General features: G+C 66.6%; 13 protein-coding genes and 1 pseudogene. 12 read left to right on the forward strand and 2 right to left on the reverse strand.

What is annotated here, in order from left to right; all coding sequences use genetic code 11:
* The first annotated feature begins 31 nt into the window (after positions 1–31).
* From PanNE5_RS00205 to PanNE5_RS00220, 4 genes are all read left to right on the forward strand, one after another.
* Entirely contained in the window at positions 32–679 is a 648-nt protein-coding gene (locus PanNE5_RS00205; protein ID WP_150551914.1) for a PadR family transcriptional regulator, read from the forward strand.
* The gene (locus PanNE5_RS00210; RefSeq protein WP_261938908.1) at positions 679–1,518 is read left to right on the forward strand and encodes a siderophore-interacting protein; all 840 of its coding nucleotides are present in this window, start codon (positions 679–681) and stop codon (positions 1,516–1,518) included. The genes PanNE5_RS00205 and PanNE5_RS00210 overlap by 1 nt, the downstream gene beginning before the upstream one ends.
* A 58-nt stretch (positions 1,519–1,576) precedes the next feature.
* A complete protein-coding gene (locus tag PanNE5_RS00215) occupies positions 1,577–1,927 on the forward strand; it encodes a cupin domain-containing protein (protein WP_261938909.1) in 351 nt (116 codons plus the stop codon).
* 157 nt (positions 1,928–2,084) lie between these two features.
* Positions 2,085–2,432: a hypothetical protein gene (locus PanNE5_RS00220; protein WP_017233744.1), complete on the forward strand. Its 348-nt coding sequence runs from the start codon at positions 2,085–2,087 to the stop codon at positions 2,430–2,432.
* Positions 2,433–2,556: 124 nt separating this feature from the next.
* Here PanNE5_RS00220 and PanNE5_RS00225 read toward each other — a convergent pair whose 3' ends face one another.
* Entirely contained in the window at positions 2,557–3,312 is a 756-nt protein-coding gene (locus tag PanNE5_RS00225; RefSeq protein WP_261938910.1) for an SDR family oxidoreductase, read from the reverse strand.
* A 470-nt stretch (positions 3,313–3,782) separates the two neighbouring features.
* Between PanNE5_RS00225 and PanNE5_RS22920 the strand changes: the two are divergent.
* From PanNE5_RS22920 to dxs, 8 genes and pseudogenes are all read left to right on the forward strand, one after another.
* Positions 3,783–4,127: pseudogene (locus PanNE5_RS22920) on the forward strand (CDP-alcohol phosphatidyltransferase family protein); the annotation flags it as partial.
* Positions 4,128–4,373: 246 nt separating this feature from the next.
* Entirely contained in the window at positions 4,374–5,168 is a 795-nt protein-coding gene (locus tag PanNE5_RS00235) for a 2OG-Fe(II) oxygenase (RefSeq protein ID WP_261939899.1), read from the forward strand.
* Complete coding sequence (locus tag PanNE5_RS00240; protein WP_261938911.1) at positions 5,169–6,191, forward strand: flippase-like domain-containing protein; 1,023 nt, start codon at positions 5,169–5,171, stop codon at positions 6,189–6,191.
* Between the two features lie 15 nt (positions 6,192–6,206).
* On the forward strand, positions 6,207–6,971 hold the full coding sequence (locus PanNE5_RS00245) for a phosphocholine cytidylyltransferase family protein (RefSeq protein WP_261938912.1): 765 nt from the start codon (positions 6,207–6,209) through the stop codon (positions 6,969–6,971).
* Positions 6,968–8,677 carry a phosphoenolpyruvate mutase gene (gene aepX, locus PanNE5_RS00250; RefSeq protein ID WP_261938913.1) on the forward strand — a complete coding sequence of 570 codons (1,710 nt, stop codon included), beginning with the start codon at positions 6,968–6,970 and terminating at the stop codon, positions 8,675–8,677. Before PanNE5_RS00245 ends, aepX begins: the two co-directional genes overlap by 4 nt.
* Positions 8,670–9,857, forward strand: a complete 1,188-nt coding sequence (gene aepY / locus PanNE5_RS00255; RefSeq protein ID WP_261938914.1) for a phosphonopyruvate decarboxylase — start codon at positions 8,670–8,672, stop codon at positions 9,855–9,857. The genes aepX and aepY overlap by 8 nt, the downstream gene beginning before the upstream one ends.
* 38 nt (positions 9,858–9,895) lie before the next feature.
* Entirely contained in the window at positions 9,896–10,969 is a 1,074-nt protein-coding gene (locus PanNE5_RS00260; RefSeq protein WP_261938915.1) for a 2-aminoethylphosphonate aminotransferase, read from the forward strand.
* Positions 10,970–10,991: 22 nt separating this feature from the next.
* Positions 10,992–12,908 (forward strand): 1-deoxy-D-xylulose-5-phosphate synthase, encoded by a 1,917-nt coding sequence (dxs, locus tag PanNE5_RS00265; protein ID WP_261938916.1) that lies wholly within the window; start codon positions 10,992–10,994, stop codon positions 12,906–12,908.
* 85 nt (positions 12,909–12,993) lie between these two features.
* On the opposite strand, the gene PanNE5_RS00270 is transcribed toward dxs, so the two are convergent.
* Positions 12,994–15,630, reverse strand: a complete 2,637-nt coding sequence (locus PanNE5_RS00270) for an MMPL family transporter (RefSeq protein WP_261938917.1) — start codon at positions 15,628–15,630, stop codon at positions 12,994–12,996.
* Between the last annotated feature and the right edge of the window lie 190 nt (positions 15,631–15,820).

Here is a 15,820-nt window from a genome sequence, read left to right on the forward strand (position 1 = left end):
CATCTTAACTACATCGATAAGGAGTCGCATCATGCGTGGATCACGTGGCGATTTCATGGGCCGAGGCCCGCTGGACCTGGACAGCATGGAGGTTGGCGACGACCGGCGCGGTGGGCGCCATGGACGGCGCGGCAGTGGCGAGGGATACGGTGACGCCCGCTTCGGACGCGGCGACGAAGGGCGCGGCGAGCGCGGCGGCAGGGGCGGACGTGGTGGCGGCCGCCTCTTCGGTCATGGGGGCTTGCGGCTCGTGCTGCTGCATCTGATTGCGCAGCAACCCCGCCATGGTTACGAACTCATCAAAGCCATCGAAGAGAGCGTGAACGGTACGTACAGCCCGAGCGCGGGTGTGGTCTACCCCACGCTCACGCTGCTCGAAGAAATGGGCTATCTCCGTGTGCAGGAGAACACCGGCGACAGCCAACGGAAGTCATACGAAATCACCGATACCGGCCGCGTCTATCTGGCGGAAAACGAGGTCGCGGTGACGGAACTGCTCGCACGGCTGACGACGCGCCGTGAGCGTTCGGAAGACATGCCGCCGCAGGTCATGCGCGCGCTGCACAACTTCAAATACGCCGTGCATCTGCGCCTGGGCGGCGAGCCGCTCTCGACCGAACAGGCCAACGCATTCGCCGCCATTCTCGACGCGGCGGCGCAACAACTGGAGCGACTTTGATGAGAGATAACGCAGCACCGCCGGTCATCCCCGATCGCACACCGCAGCGCGTGCGCCATGAACTTCGCCTGCGTCGGCTGGAAGTCCGCCATGTCGAACAGCTCACGCCGCACATGCTGCGCGTGACCCTGGGTGGCGACGATCTCGAAGGTTTCACCAGCCCCGGCTTCGACGACCACGTCAAACTGTTCTTCCCCGACCCGGCGACCGGCGAACTGGTGCTCCCGCAGGTCGGCGCGCAAGGGGTCGCCAAGCCCGCGCCCGGCGACGCACCACGACTGATGCGCGATTACACGCCACGCCGGTACGACGCGGCGTCGCAAACCCTGGTGATCGATTTTGCGATGCACGACTCCGGCCCCGCCACGCAGTGGGCGCGCTCGGCTCAACCGGGTGACGGCATCGGTGTGGGCGGTCCACGCGGCTCGCTCGTCATTCCCATGACCTTCGACGGCTATGTCTTGATCGGCGACGACACGGCGCTGCCCGCGATCTCGCGGCGTCTGGCCGAACTGCCGGCCGGCGCGCTGGCGTTCGTCTTCGCGGAAATCGACAGTCCGGCCGACCGCCTGCGCTTCGCCAGCGATGCCGACGTCGTGGTCGAATGGCTCTATCGCGAAGGCACGCCGGCCGGTCAAAGCACCGCACTGATCGACGCGCTCTGCGTGGCCACACTGCCCGCTGGAGATGTGCATGCCTGGGTCGCGGCCGAGGCCGGCGTGGCAAAGGCCTTGCGGCGCCATCTCGTCGACGCTCGTGGGCTCAACCCGAAATGGGTGAAGGCGGCCGCCTATTGGCGACGCGGCGACGCCGCCGTGCACGAGACACTGGACGACTGAGCTCGGGGCCCGCGTGTATGCTTTCTACCCCCCGCAGACGAGAGAACGCTCCGCACCGATGAATACGCCCCTGATACCCGATACGAATCTATTTGCCGGCCTGCCGTCGTCTCCCGATTCGACCGCAGCCGAGCAGTTCACTACGCTGCTTGCGCACCACGGGATGCGTGTCGAGCGCATTGTCTCGACCGGGCAGGCCTCTCCCCCAGGCTTCTGGTATGACCAGGCGCAGCACGAATGGGTGGTGCTGCTCTCGGGCGGTGCGGGCTTGGCCTTCGCCGACACGCCCGACCAGACACTCGTACTGAAGCCCGGCGACGCCGTCGCGATTGCCGCGCATCGCCAGCATCGTGTCGCCTGGACGACGCCGGGCGAAACCACCGTCTGGCTGGCGATTCACTACGATTGACGACGTCCGCCGCGTTCCCCTTTGGAGAAATTCCCTGCCGTCTTTCGGAATTGCCTGATAGAAATGCCCGGAACAAATTCCGACTATGGAAACGCGTCCCGGGGATGTCGAATCTCGGCACCCGAAGGGCGGTTCACCCAAAAGGGGGTACGACGACATGGAGCAACGCAAACGACACGACGGCTTCGAGCGTTGGGCAGCGGGCGCGACGGCGCGTCAGGCGGCGCGCGATGATGCTCGCTGGCGCGTGTTTCGGGCACCGGAGCAGGCCGACTTTCACGGGTTTGTCGTCTGGTGTTACACGCAGGGTGTGTTTCTCGGTCAGGAATTCGATCGGCGCACCGACACCATCACGCACTGTTACGTGCGCAACGGCGCTTGGGCCGTGCAGTTCGATTCGTATGGGGAGGCGTGTGAGCGCGCCTTCGACATTCATGCGCCAACGCTGATTCTGTACGCACCGGAGCGCAACGGCAGCGTCTTCATCACCAGTACCGAGCAGTAGGCCGCACGGCGCGCCGACGGCTTCGGCAACGGGATGGCACCGGCCGGCGAAACGCCGCCCGGTGCTTTTTTCCGTGCTTGCCCGCCGAACCGCAACCGCAGTCGTGTGCGACGGCCGGGTCGGATCAGGCGTAGTGGCGGATGTCGTCGATCTCGGTCTGACCGAAATCGTCGCGCTCGGTCAGCGCCAGAATTCGCTGCGCCACCGCGTCCGGCGACGACAGCTTGCCGCTGGCCTTGAGGTCCTGAAAACGCGCCAGTGCCGGAAAACTCTCCACGCTGCTGCTGCGAATCGTCTCCTGCATGCCGGTATCGACCACACCGGGCGCGAGCGATACGGCCTGAACGCCGTGCTCGCGATGCTCCGCGTTGACCACCCGTGTGTACATGTCCAGTGCGGCCTTGGTGGCGCAGTACACCGACCAGCCGGCGGTCGGATTGCGGCCTGCGCCCGACGAAATGTTCACGATCTGTCGCTTGGCCGCGAGTCCCTGCGTAGCGGCGAGAAAGCGCGCCGTGAGCAGCATCACGGCGGTGACGTTCAGGGCGAACGCCGCGCCAATGGCCGCCGGGTCCGTGAGGGCCGCGGCATTCGCGACCGGATGGACCGTGCCCGCGTTATTGATCAGCAGGTATCGCGAGGCATCGCGCGGTAGTGCCGCGAAGATGCGTTCGGCGACCTGCGCTGCGGCATTGGCATCGGCCAGATCGACGGCCACTTGTTCAAGCGTCGCGCCTTGCGCGCCGGCCAGCGTCGCAAGGTCGTCGTCCGTGCGACGGGCCAGCGTCACGAGATGGGTGCCGGGGGTGAGCAGACCGCGCGCGAACGCCGCGCCGAGACCACGGGATGCACCGGTCAGAATGGCAATCGTTTGGGACATGGGGAATTGTGCGGTCGTGTTACGCCGCAGCATGAGACGAACAAGCCCGTCATTATCCGCGCATCGTCCCGACCCCGCTATCCCGACGACACGTCGATTTTCCTTCGACCCGACGCCCGCTGCCTGGAATGCGAAATGAAGTATTGCGGAATATAATCACAATCAAAATGCGCCGGTAATTGCAGGTATAAAAACGCATTGGGCGAGATGCGCGGAACGCGCGCAACGCTTGGCACGCAGGCGCAGTGCAAGCATTGCGCGCGCGTCGGTGTCCTGAATCGCCATGGTTGTCGCGGTCGGTCCAGCGCTTTGCGTGCGCTGCACGGTGCTGCCTTATGGGTATATATTTCCCTCTCATGGAAACGATACCGAGAACTATTCCGGCGCCGGGTGTTGCGCCAGCCACAAGCCAAACCGCACACGCCGTGCCACCGCGTCCGCGCCAATACGATGCACGGCTCGCGCGGTGGATGGTCACACCGCTGGCCGACACACGCATCACGCCGAACCACCTCACGACGCTGCGCCTGATCGTCGGCCTCGCCTGCGCATGGGCATTCGCGCAGGGCGGCTATGCGATGGCCAACCTGGGCGCCGTGCTGCTCGCGCTGTCGAACTTCATCGATCATACGGATGGCGAACTGGCGCGCGTCAGCGGCAAGACGAGCCGTCTCGGTCACTTCTACGATCTCGCGTCCGACGCCTTCGTCACGGTGCTGCTGTTTGGCGGTATCGGCATGGGCGTGGCGGCCGGTGCTCCGGGGCAGTATGCAGTGCCTCTGCCGCTGTCTGCCTCGTTGCTCGGCTGGATGGCCGGGGTTGCCGTCGCCCTGATCTTCTTCCTGCGCATGCGCATCGAGGAACGTGTCGGCAAGGCCGGCACGACACAAGCGCGCCTCGGCGGGTTCGAGACGGAAGACGTGCTTTACCTGATGCCGCTCGTCACGCTGTTCGACGGCACGCGCGGCTTCCTGATCGCCGCCGCCATCGGCGCGCCGCTCTTCGCGCTGCTGGTGATCGTCGACTACGTGCGCGCAATGCGCCGCCCGCTGCCGGCGGAGATGCGCGAGGAGCTCCAACCGTTGGCTGCGGCGCCGGTCGCGCCGCCAGCGCGCACGGCTTTCACGGCAGATGCCGACATCGAACGGGCGCTGGACGCCATCGACGTCGACGCGCTCACGCGCGAATTCAAATCGCAGGACGCCTTCGTCTATCTCGAGACGTTCCTGCCCGATGCCGTCACGCAACCGTTGATCGCCGCCGCCCGCGCGGTGACACCGAACGTGAACCGTAACTACCTGCCCGGTCACAAGCAGGGGGGCAGCGTGAGCCGCCACACGCTCGACGAGCACGCCCCGTTCGTGGCCGAGTTGTACCGCTCGCCGGCGCTGATGCGCTTCCTGGAGCGTCTGGCTGGCGAGAAGCTGCTGCCGTCGCCGCAGGACGACCCGCACGCCTACGCGCTTTACTACTACACGCGTCCTGGCGATCACATCGGCTGGCATTACGACACGTCCTACTACAAGGGCCGCCGCTACACGCTATTGCTGGGTGTGGTGGATCAATCGAGCTGCCTGCTCGAATACCGTCTTCACACGCGCAACCCCGGCGTGCCGCAAGTCGATGGTGCCGTCGCGTATCCACCCGGCGCGCTGGTGTTCTTCGACGGAGACAAACTGCATCACCGCATCACACCGCTCGGCGAGAACGAGGAGCGCATCTCGCTCACGTTCGAGTATGTGACCGATCCGCGCATGGGCGCGTGGCAGCGCTTCATCTCGAACATGAAAGACGCGGTCGCCTATTTTGGATTCCGGCAAGTGTTTCGTCAGCTATTGGGACGGACGAAACGCTAAATGAACCGGACTGCCATCGTCTCTCTCACCCTTGGCTTCGCCCTTTTCGTCGCCCTGTTGATCTGGCAGGGCGCGGGATCGGTGATGTCCACGCTGGCCGTCGCCGGCTGGGGTCTCCTGCCTGTCGCGGCGTTTCACCTCGTTCCGCTGCTGCTCGACGCCGCCGCCATCCAGGTGCTGGTCGCCAAATCGTGCTCGCTGCGCCGCGCCACGCTCACCCGCTGGGTGGGCGAGTCGGTCAATAGCCTGTTACCCGCCGGACAGATCGGCGGGCCGATCGCGATGGTGCGCCAGATGAAGCAGCGCGGGATGGCCGGACGCGAAGCCGCAGCGGCCATCACCGTCAGTACGACGCTGCAAGCCGTGGCGCAGATCGTGTTTGCGCTCCTGGGACTGGCCGTTTTCGGCATCAGCGCCACACACCGCCCCCATGACAGCCTATGGCTGCCGATGCTGCTCGCCACCGCGCTTGTCTCCGCGCTGCTCTATGCGTTCTACGCGGCGCAGCGGCGCGGCCTCTTCGGCTGGGCGTTTCGCCTGCTCCCGAAGCTGTCGTCCAAGCGCGACTGGTCGTCGCTGCTCGACCGGGCCGACGCCGTCGACGACATCGTGCAACGCCTGTACGGCCAGCGCCGTGAGGTGCTCGCAAGCTTCTCGCTCAGTCTCGTGGGCTGGATCGTCGGCACCGGGGAGGTCTGGTTGATTCTGCAGTGCATCGGGTACCCGGTCAGCTGGGTCGACGCCCTGCTGCTCGAAAGCCTCGGGCAGGCCATTCGCGGCGCCGCGTTCTTCGTGCCGGGCTCACTCGGCGTGCAGGAAGGCGGGTACCTGCTGCTCGCCCAGCTCGTGGGTCTGCCGGCCGACGCCGCGCTGGCCCTCTCGCTGGCCAAGCGTACGCGCGAGCTGCTGCTCGGCGTGCCCGGCCTCGTCTATCTGCATTTCTCCGAACGCGGCTGGCGCCGCCAGCGGGCCGCGCAAGACAGCGCGTCGCTGCCTGCCGCCACCGATACCGCACCGCTTTAAAGAAGGATATCGACCATGCGGGCCATCATTCTCGCAGCAGGCATGGGCCTGCGTTTGCTCCAGCCGGAAGACAGGCAGTCGCCCAAGTGCCTGCTCGAGTTCGACGGCATGTCGTTGCTCGAGCGCCACTTGCGCATGCTGGCCGCCGCCGGCATCACCGACGTCGTGTTGGCGCTCGGCTTCCATCACGAGCAAGTGAGCGAGGCCATCGAGCGGCTGAACTGGACGCCGCGTCCGCAGATCCGTCTCAATTCCGAGTTTCATCTGGGCAGCGTGCTGACGCTGCATACCGCCGCCGACGCCATGATAGCGGGGGGCGACGTACTCGTCATGGATGCCGACGTGCTCTACGACCAGCGCATCTTCAACGCCCTCGTCGCGGGCAAGACGGCAAACCGCCTGCTCATCGACCGCGACTTCGAGGTCGGCGACGAGCCGGTCAAGCTGTGCCTGCGCAACGGCGTGCCGGTCGAGTTGCGCAAGCAGGTCATGGTCGGTCTCGACTACGACACCGTCGGCGAATCGGTCGGCTTCTTCCGGTTCAACGAAGCGACGGCCACGCGCCTCGCGGAAATCACGCGCGATTACGTCGAATCGGGTCGCGCCAAGCTGCCGCACGAGGAAGCCGTGCGCGATTTGCTGCTCGAGCGCGGCGCGCAATTCGAAACGGCCGACGTCACGGGCTTCCCCTGGATCGAAATCGACTACCCTGAAGATGTGAAGCGCGCCGCCGACCAGGTGCTGCCACAACTCGAACCGCTCACGATGGTGTCCGAATGAACGCGCCCGACACATTCGCTCCTCCGCCGGTCGCGACCCGTGCGTCGCAACTGCGCGACATGCTGCGCAGCCCGCAGCTCGAATTCCTGATGGAAGCCCACAATGGCCTGTCCGCGCGCATCGTGCGCGAAGCCGGTTTCAAGGGCATCTGGGCGTCCGGACTCGCGATTTCGGCGCAGTTCGGCGTGCGCGACAACAACGAGGCGAGTTGGACGCAGGTGGTCGACAACCTCGAATTCATGGCCGACGCCAGCCAGTTGCCCATCCTGCTCGACGGCGACACCGGCTACGGCAACTTCAACAACATGCGCCGCCTCGTGCGCAAGCTCGAGCAACGCGGCGTGGCCGGCGTGTGCATCGAAGACAAGGTCTTTCCGAAGACCAACAGCTTCATCGGCGGCGAACGCCAGCCACTCGCCGATATCGACGAGTTCTGCGGCAAGATCAAGGCAGGCAAGGACTCTCAGGCCGACGACGACTTCTCCATCGTGGCGCGCGTCGAAGCGCTGATCGCCGGCTGGGGCATGGAAGAAGCTCTGCGCCGTGCCGAGGCCTATCGCCAGGCCGGCGCGGATGCCATCCTGATTCACAGCAAGCTGAGCCGTGCCGACGAGATCGTGCAGTTCGCGCGGGAGTGGGACCGCCGCTGCCCGCTGGTGATCGTGCCGACCAAGTACTACAGCACGCCGACCGACGTGTTCCGCGAAGCGGGCATCAGCGTCGCCATCTGGGCGAATCACCTGATTCGCTCGGCCACGTCGGCCATGCAGGCGGTGGCGGCCGAGATTCACCGCAGCGAGACGCTCGTCAACGTCGAAGACCGCATCGCGACCGTCGACGAGATCTTCCGCCTGCAGGACACCGCCGAATACAGCGAAGCCGAGGACCGCTACCTGTCGGCCGCGAACGCGCCGCGCTCGGCCATCGTGCTGGCCGCGAGCCGCGGCAAGAACCTCGAGAGCGTGACGACCGACCGCCCGAAGGTGATGCTTCCCGTGGCCGGCAAGCCGTTGCTGCGCTGGCTGGTCGACGGCTTCAAGAAGCAGAACGTGAACGACATCACCGTCGTGGGCGGCTATCGCGCCGACGCGATCGACACGGCGGGCATCACGCTCGCGATCAACGAGCGTCACGCCGAGACCGGCGAGCTTGCCTCGCTCGCGCGCGTGGCGAACGCGTTCGCGCACGACACCGTCGTCTCGTACGGCGACCTGCTGTTCCGCAGCTACATCGTGCGCGATCTGGTCGAGAGCGAGGCCGACTTCACCGTGGCGGTCGACTCGACGGCAGCGACAACCGCGCATGCGGCCAACGCCAGCGTGCGCGACTTCGCCTATTGCTCCGCCGGCGACGATCGCGGCCTGTTCGGCCAGCGCGTACTGCTGGAGATGATCAGCGCCAACGCTGCGCACGCCGGGCGTGCGCCCAATGGCCGCTGGATCGGCTTGCTGGGGGTGCGAGGCGATGACGCCCGCGCGCGGTTGCTGCGCGTCTTCGCGGCCTTGCAGGCCCGCGCGGACTTCGACGGGCTCGGCATGCCCGACCTGATCAACGCCCTCGTCGCCGACGGCGCCAGGATCGAAGTGCAGTACGTGCACGGCCACTGGCGCGGGGTGAACGACATGGACGAATTCCGCCACGCGGCCGACTTCGCGCATGGCCAGACGCCGTTGGGCGGCACCGCGACGGAGACCCCGCATGATTGAGGCCGGACAGTTCGTCGAAGCCGCACGCCAGCACGGCTTCACGTGGTACACCGGTGTGCCGTGCTCGTTCCTCACGCCGTTCATCAACTATGTGCTGCAGGACCCGACGCTGCACTACCTGTCGGCCGTCAACGAAGGCGATGCGGTCGCCATCGCCGCCGGGGCAACGCTCGGTGAAGGCCATGGCGCTCGCGCGGTCACGATGATGCAGAACTCGGGCCTCGGCAACGCCGTGAGCCCGCTGACCTCGCTCACGTGGACCTTCCGTCTGCCGCAGTTGCTGATCGTGACGTGGCGCGGCCAGCCGGGCATTACCGATGAGCCGCAACACGCGCTCATGGGCCCGATCACGCCCGCGATGCTCGACCTGATGGAAGTCCCCTGGGAGTTGTTCCCGACCGAACCCGAGGCGATTGCACCGGCGCTGGCGCGTGCCGTTCGTCACATGGACGAGACCGGCCGCCCCTATGCGCTCGTGATGCAAAAGGGCAGCGTCGCTCCCTTCCCGCTGCAACCGGCCGAGCGCCCCGCGCGTCCGGCGCAACCCGCCCCGGTATCGCTCATGCGAGACGTCGCGCCGGCCGAGTTGCCCACGCGTCGCGACGCCCTGGCGCGCATCATCGCCCAGACGCCGCTCGAAGGCACCGTCGTGCTCGCGTCGACCGGCTTTTGCGGACGCGAACTTTACGCGCTCGACGACCGCGCCAACCAGCTCTACATGGTCGGGTCGATGGGATGCGTGACGACATTGGCCTTGGGCCTCGCGTTGTCGCGCCCCGACCTGCGCGTGGTTGCGCTCGACGGCGACGGCGCCGCGCTGATGCGCATGGGCGCGTTCGCGACGTTGGGCGCTTACGGGCCGTCGAATCTCGTGCATCTGCTGCTCGACAACGCGTCGCACGACTCGACCGGCGCACAGGCTACGGTCTCGCCAACGGTCTCGTTCGCGGGCGTCGCAGCGGCCAGCGGTTACGCGCTCGCGCTCGAAGGCGACACACTGGACGTCATCGAAGCCTTGTTCGACGCCCCCGCCGCCCGCCTGAACGACGGCCCGCGCTTCGCTTGTCTGAGCACGCGTCCGGGAACGCCTGACGGGCTGCCACGCCCGAAAGTCACGCCCGAAGCGGTCAAGTCGCGCTTGATGGACCACATTGCACAACGCGCGCAGGCTTCGGCCTGAGCGTCCCCCTTTCAAAAAACTGCCGAGGAACCTTCGCCATGCTGTTACTGAATCCGGGCCCCGTTACGCTGACCGAGCGTGTCCGCAAGAGCTTGCTGCAACCCGATCTGTGCCACCGCGAGCCCGAATTCTTCGACCTGCAGGACGAAGCGCGCGCGCGTCTGACCGCCGTGTATGGCCTCGATCCGGCCGTGTGGACGCCGGTGCTGATGACCGGCTCGGGCACCGCCGCCGTCGAGAGCATGACGGCAGGCCTTGTGCCGGAAGGCGGCCGCCTGCTGATCGTCGAGAACGGCGTGTACGGCGAGCGCATCTCTCAGATCGCGAAGCAATACCGCATCGATCACGACGTCATCCATTTCGAATGGATGCAAGCGCCCGACCTGGCACAGATCGTCGACAAGCTCGACACCGCGGGCGATCGTCCGTACACCCACGTGGCGATCATCCACCATGAGACGACGACGGGCCGCCTGAACGATCTGACCGGTCTCGCCGGTGCATGCCGTGAGCGCGGCATCGGCCTGCTGGTGGACGGCGTGAGCAGCTTTGCCGCCGAGGCCCTCGACTTCAGCGATTCCGGTATCGTGGCCGTGGCCGCCACCGCGAACAAGTGCGTGCATGGCGTGCCGGGCGTGTCGTTCGTGATGGTGCGCAAGGACGCCCTCGCCAAGGCCGCGAGCCGCACGTATTACCTCGACATCGCGCGCCTGGCCAAGCTTCAGGCCGAGCGCAACACGCCGTTTACGCCGTCGGTGCATGCCTACTACGCGCTCGTGGAGGCGCTGCGCGAACTCGACGACGCCGGGGGGTGGCAAGCACGTCACGCCCATTACGGCGCGCTCGCCGAGCAGGTGCGCGCCGGTCTGGCCGCGCTGGGCATCGACAGCGCACTGCCGCCGGGCGAGTCGTCCGTGGTGCTGCGGGCCTACAAGCTGCCCGCCGGGGTCGACTATCCGCGTCTGCACGACTGGCTCAAGGCCGATGGCTTTGTGATCTATGCGGGCCAAGGCGGCCTGTCGAAGGAATTGTTCCGCATCTCGACGATGGGCAACCTCACGGCCGCCGACATCGACCGCCTGCTGGCGTCCTTCGCCCGGCTGGCGAAGTGAGCGCGGGAACGAACCTTTGACCATGACCGAATTGCTCGCCAGCGTCTCCTCCCCTGCCGACCTGCGTGCGCTCTCACGCGCCGACTTGCGCCGTGTGGCCGACGAATTGCGCGCCTGCGTGCTTGATAACGTCTCGCGCACCGGCGGCCACCTGTCGTCGAACCTGGGCACGGTCGAACTGACGATCGCGCTGCACTATGTCTTCGACACGCCCAACGACCGCATCGTGTGGGACGTGGGACACCAGACCTATCCGCACAAAATCCTCACCGGTCGCCGTGGGGCGATGCCAACGCTGCGGCAATGGCACGGACTGTCGGGCTTTCCGAAGCGCGACGAATCGCCTTACGACACGTTCGGCACGGCACATTCGAGCACGTCGATTTCGGCGGCACTCGGCATGGCGCTGGCCAGCCGCGTCAAGGGCGAGAAGCGTCACGCCATTGCCGTGATCGGCGACGGCGCGATGACGGCGGGCGAAGCGTTCGAGGCCCTGAACAATGCGGGCGTCCACGACGACCTGCCCTTCCTCGTCGTGCTCAACGACAACGACATGTCGATCTCGCCCCCGGTCGGCGCGCTCAATCAGTACCTCACGCGGCTGATGTCCGGGCAGTTCTACTCGGCGGGCAAGGAAAGCGTGCGGCAGTTGCTGCGCAACGCGCCCGCGCCGATGCGCGAGCTGGCCCACAAGCTCGAAGAGCACGCCAAGGCCCTCGTGTCCCCCACGGGCACGATGTTCGAGGAGTTCGGCTTCAATTACCTGGGCCCCATCGACGGCCACGATCTCGACGCGCTGATTCCCGCGCTCGAGAACATCAAGGCACTCAGGGGGCCGCAGTTCCTGCACGTCGTCACGCGCAAGGGACGCGGCTACAAGCTCGCCGAGGCCGATCCCGTTCTCTATCACGGCCCCGGCAAGTTCAATCCGAGCGAAGGCATTCGCCCGGCCGCACCGGGTGCCGCGTCGGCGAAGACCTATACGCAGGTCTTTGGCGAATGGCTGTGCGATGCGGCGGCCGCCGACCCGCGTGTCATCGGGATCACACCGGCCATGCGCGAAGGCTCCGGCCTCGTCGCGTTCGAGCAGCGCTTCCCCGAGCGCTACTACGACGTCGGCATCGCCGAGCAACATGCGGTGACCTTCGCCGGGGGATTGGCGACCGAAGGGCTCAAGCCCGTCGTGGCCATCTATTCGACGTTCCTGCAACGCGCCTACGACCAGTTGATCCACGATGTGGCCTTGCAGAACCTGCCGGTCGTCTTCGCGATCGATCGCGGCGGCCTGGTCGGCGCGGATGGCGCCACCCATGCGGGCGCCTATGACATCGCCTATCTGCGCTGCATCCCCAACATGGTGGTGATGGCCCCCGCGGACGAAAACGAATGCCGTCAGATGTTGCAGACGGCGCTCGGGATCGACGGCCCCAGCGCCGTGCGTTATCCGCGTGGCACCGGTCCCGGCGTAACGATCGATTCGGGGTTGTCGACGCTGCCCGTGGGCCGGGCTCAGCTACGGCGTCGAAGCGCCGCCCCGGCAGGCCGTCGCGTGGCGATGCTGGCGTTCGGCTCGATGGTCGCACCGGCGGAACAGGTCGCCCACGAGTTCGACGCGAGTGTCGTCAACATGCGCTTCGTCAAGCCACTCGACGACGCGACGCTGCTCCACATGGCGCGCACGCACGACCTCGTCGTCACGCTCGAAGAGGGCACGGTGATGGGCGGTGCGGGCACGGCCTGTGTCGAGGCGCTCAATGCGAATGGCGTGCAAGTCCCGCTGCTGCAACTGGGCTTGCCGGACACCTACATCGATCAGGGCACGCCCGCGCAACAACTCGCGTCGGTCGGGCTCGACGCCCCGGGCATCGCGGCATCGATTCGCCGGGCGCTGGCCGAGCGTCTCGGCGGCAAGGTTGAGGCGGTGCCCTCGACGACGTGAGTACGGCGGTTTATCCCGCTCGATTCAGCGCATCCAAAGCGACAAACGGCACCTTTCGGTGCCGTTTTGCCTTGCGTCGCTGCCGTCAGGTTGTTGGCGGCGGCGCCGGCTTCTTGCGCGGCTTGCCCATGAGCACCGGCTGGAAGAACACGGCGCCGATCAGCGTGCAGACGAGCGAGAGCGCCAGCAGCTTGCCCATGCTCGACGTGCCCGGGTGATGCGACAGCCACAGGCTGCCGAAGGCGATGCCCGTGGTCGCGGCCGACAGCACGATCGCCTGCGTCAGACCCGATGCGAGCAGCCGAGTCTGCCCGTGACGCCACGCGATCACGTAGTAGATCTTGAACGCCACGCCCACGCCCAGCAGCAATGGCAGCGCGATGATGTTCGCAAAGTTCAGCGGCAGGCCGATCAACACGCTGAGTTCGAGCGTGACGCCCGCCGAGACTAGCAGCGGCACCAGTGTGCGCAGCACGTCGCCAAAGTTGCGCAGCGCCAGCCATAGCAGCAAGGTGATCGAAAGCAACGCCAGCGCCCCCGCCTCGATGAACGCGCGAATGATCGTGTCGGCCGAGCGCAGGATCGAGATAGGTCCCCCTACGGCGTCCGGGGTGGTCGCCAGCACGGCGGCACTGAACTTGCGCAGCATGGCGTCGTCGCTCGGATCCGCGCCCTTCTCCACGCGCGGCGAGATGTTCACGAGCGCGCGCCCATCGGCCGCCACCCATTGCGAGGCGATGTCCTCGGGCAGCGACTCGCGCGTCACGGCATGCGGCTGCAGGGCATCGCGCAACTGACCGAGCGCGAGCTTCAACGGCTCGGCGATCGCCCGATCCGCGCGATCGCGTGTCGCGGCGTCGGCCGCGGCGAGCTTGCGCAACGCGGCGGCCAGGCGCTGCGCCGGCTTTGCGCCGTCGCCCGGATGATCGAGCGCGGCGTCCTCCAACTGACCGGCGGCGGTCTTGAGCGCCGACACGCGCGCCGCATCGGCCACCGGTGCCAGCGGCGTTTGTGAAAGCACCGGCAGCAACGATTCGGCCGCCGTGCCGATCAACGCAAGCTTGGCGGGCTGCTCTGCCGGCAGGAACGTCGTGAGCGTGACCACGCGACCGACTTCCGGCACGGCGCGCAGCTTCGCGGCGTCGGCGTCGGCGGCGGCGAGCGTCGGGGCGAGCAATTGCACGTCGTTGACCCCGGCCTCCGGCGAATTGGCCAGATCCCTCAGCGTCGCCATCGACTCCGTGTTCGGATCCTTCAGATGCAACGGGTTGAAGTCGAAGTGCAAATGGGCGAGCAGCGGCAGGCCCGCGACCACGAGGGCGAGCGTGCCGTACAGCAACGGCTTGCGGTGCTTCTCGGTGAATTCGTCGACCGGACCGAGACTGCGAAAGCCCGGCGGACTCGGTTCGCCCTTCGGCTTGAACACACTGATGAGCGCCGGCAACAAGGTGATGGCCGACGGGAATGCCACACACAGGATGCCCACGCCGGCGATCAATCCGAGTTCGGACACACCGCGATAATCGGTCGGCAGAAACGAGAAGAAACTCGCGGCCGTGGCGGCGGCGGCCAGCGACAGCGGCATCGCAATGGCCCGGCCCGCACCCGTGAGCGCGCCGTGGAGCGCTTCGTCGCCCGACGCTCCGGGCTGATGGTCCAGGCGATGGCGCTCCTCGCGATAGCGCACGCCGAACTGAATGCCGAAGTCCACCCCAATGCCGACGAACAGAACCGCGAACGCGACCGAAATCATGTTGAGCGCGCCGACCATCATCAGACCGAGCGCGAATGTGACCGCCAGCCCCGCGAGCAGCGTGATGAACACCGCGAGAATCATCTTGCCCGAGCGCACCGCCAGCCACAGCACGACCAGCACGGCGAGCAGCGTGACGACCGCGTTCGGACCGGCGTCCTGACGCACGGAGGCGAACTCCTCGTCGGACAGCGGGCGCGGGCCCGTCAAACGCACCGTCGCGCCATAGCGCTCACCCAGCTTCAGGTCGGCCACCGCCTCGCGAATGCGCGTCGCGGCATTCGCCCCGGCTTCGAGGGCCGCGTAGTCCACCTTCGGCTGCACCTGGACATAGCTGCGGGCCACCGTGTCGGGCGCGACGAGCGCTCGCCACGACATGGCCGCCGGACGTCCGGCAAGCACCGCCTCGGTCGTCTCGGCCGCATCCCCGAGCAGGTTCGCCATCTCCGGCAGCTTGACTTGCCCGGTGAGAAGCGGCGTTTGCAGCGTCACCGACAGCAGGTTCGACAAACCGGTCAGGCTCGGGTCCTGCGCCAGACGGTTGAGCAGGGGCTTGGCGTCATCCAGCTTGCCCGTGAGCGACTTCACGTCGTCGAGCGGCGCGAAGAGCAGCGCGTTGTGCGCAAAGAACTCCCCCGAGCCGGGACGGCTCACCGCCCGGAACACGTCGGTCTCGGTCACCAGCTTCGCGGCCAGCTCGGCGGCGGCCCGGTCGGCGAACTCGGCGGCCGGGGCCTGCACTACGGCCAAGGTGAGGTCTGTCTTCTGCGGGAAAGCGCGATCGATGGCACGACCGCGCTCGGCGGCGGGCGTATTCAGATCGATCAGACCCGAGATATCCGTGTTGATCGCGAAGTGCTTGGCGACGTACACGCAACTCGCCATCACGAGCAGGAGCGAAGCGAAAATGACCAGGTACGCGTGCTTCGCCGAAAAACGGACGATGCGCACGACGAGCGACGTCAGCATGAAACGGTTCCGGAAGAGAGTAGAGGTCTCCCTGCCCCCGGCCGCCGCGCTCTAAAAAGTCACGAAACGCGATGTACCAAGCGATACCGGGGAACCAATCGCAGACGAAGTCCGTCGATCAGCTCATGGAAGACAAGGAAACGGTGAATTTACGAAATCGCAGCAGTATACAAGGCCGCGTGAACTACAC

This window comes from Pandoraea sp. NE5, assembly GCF_024363545.1.
Taxonomy (GTDB): Bacteria; Pseudomonadota; Gammaproteobacteria; order Burkholderiales; family Burkholderiaceae; genus Pandoraea; species Pandoraea cepalis.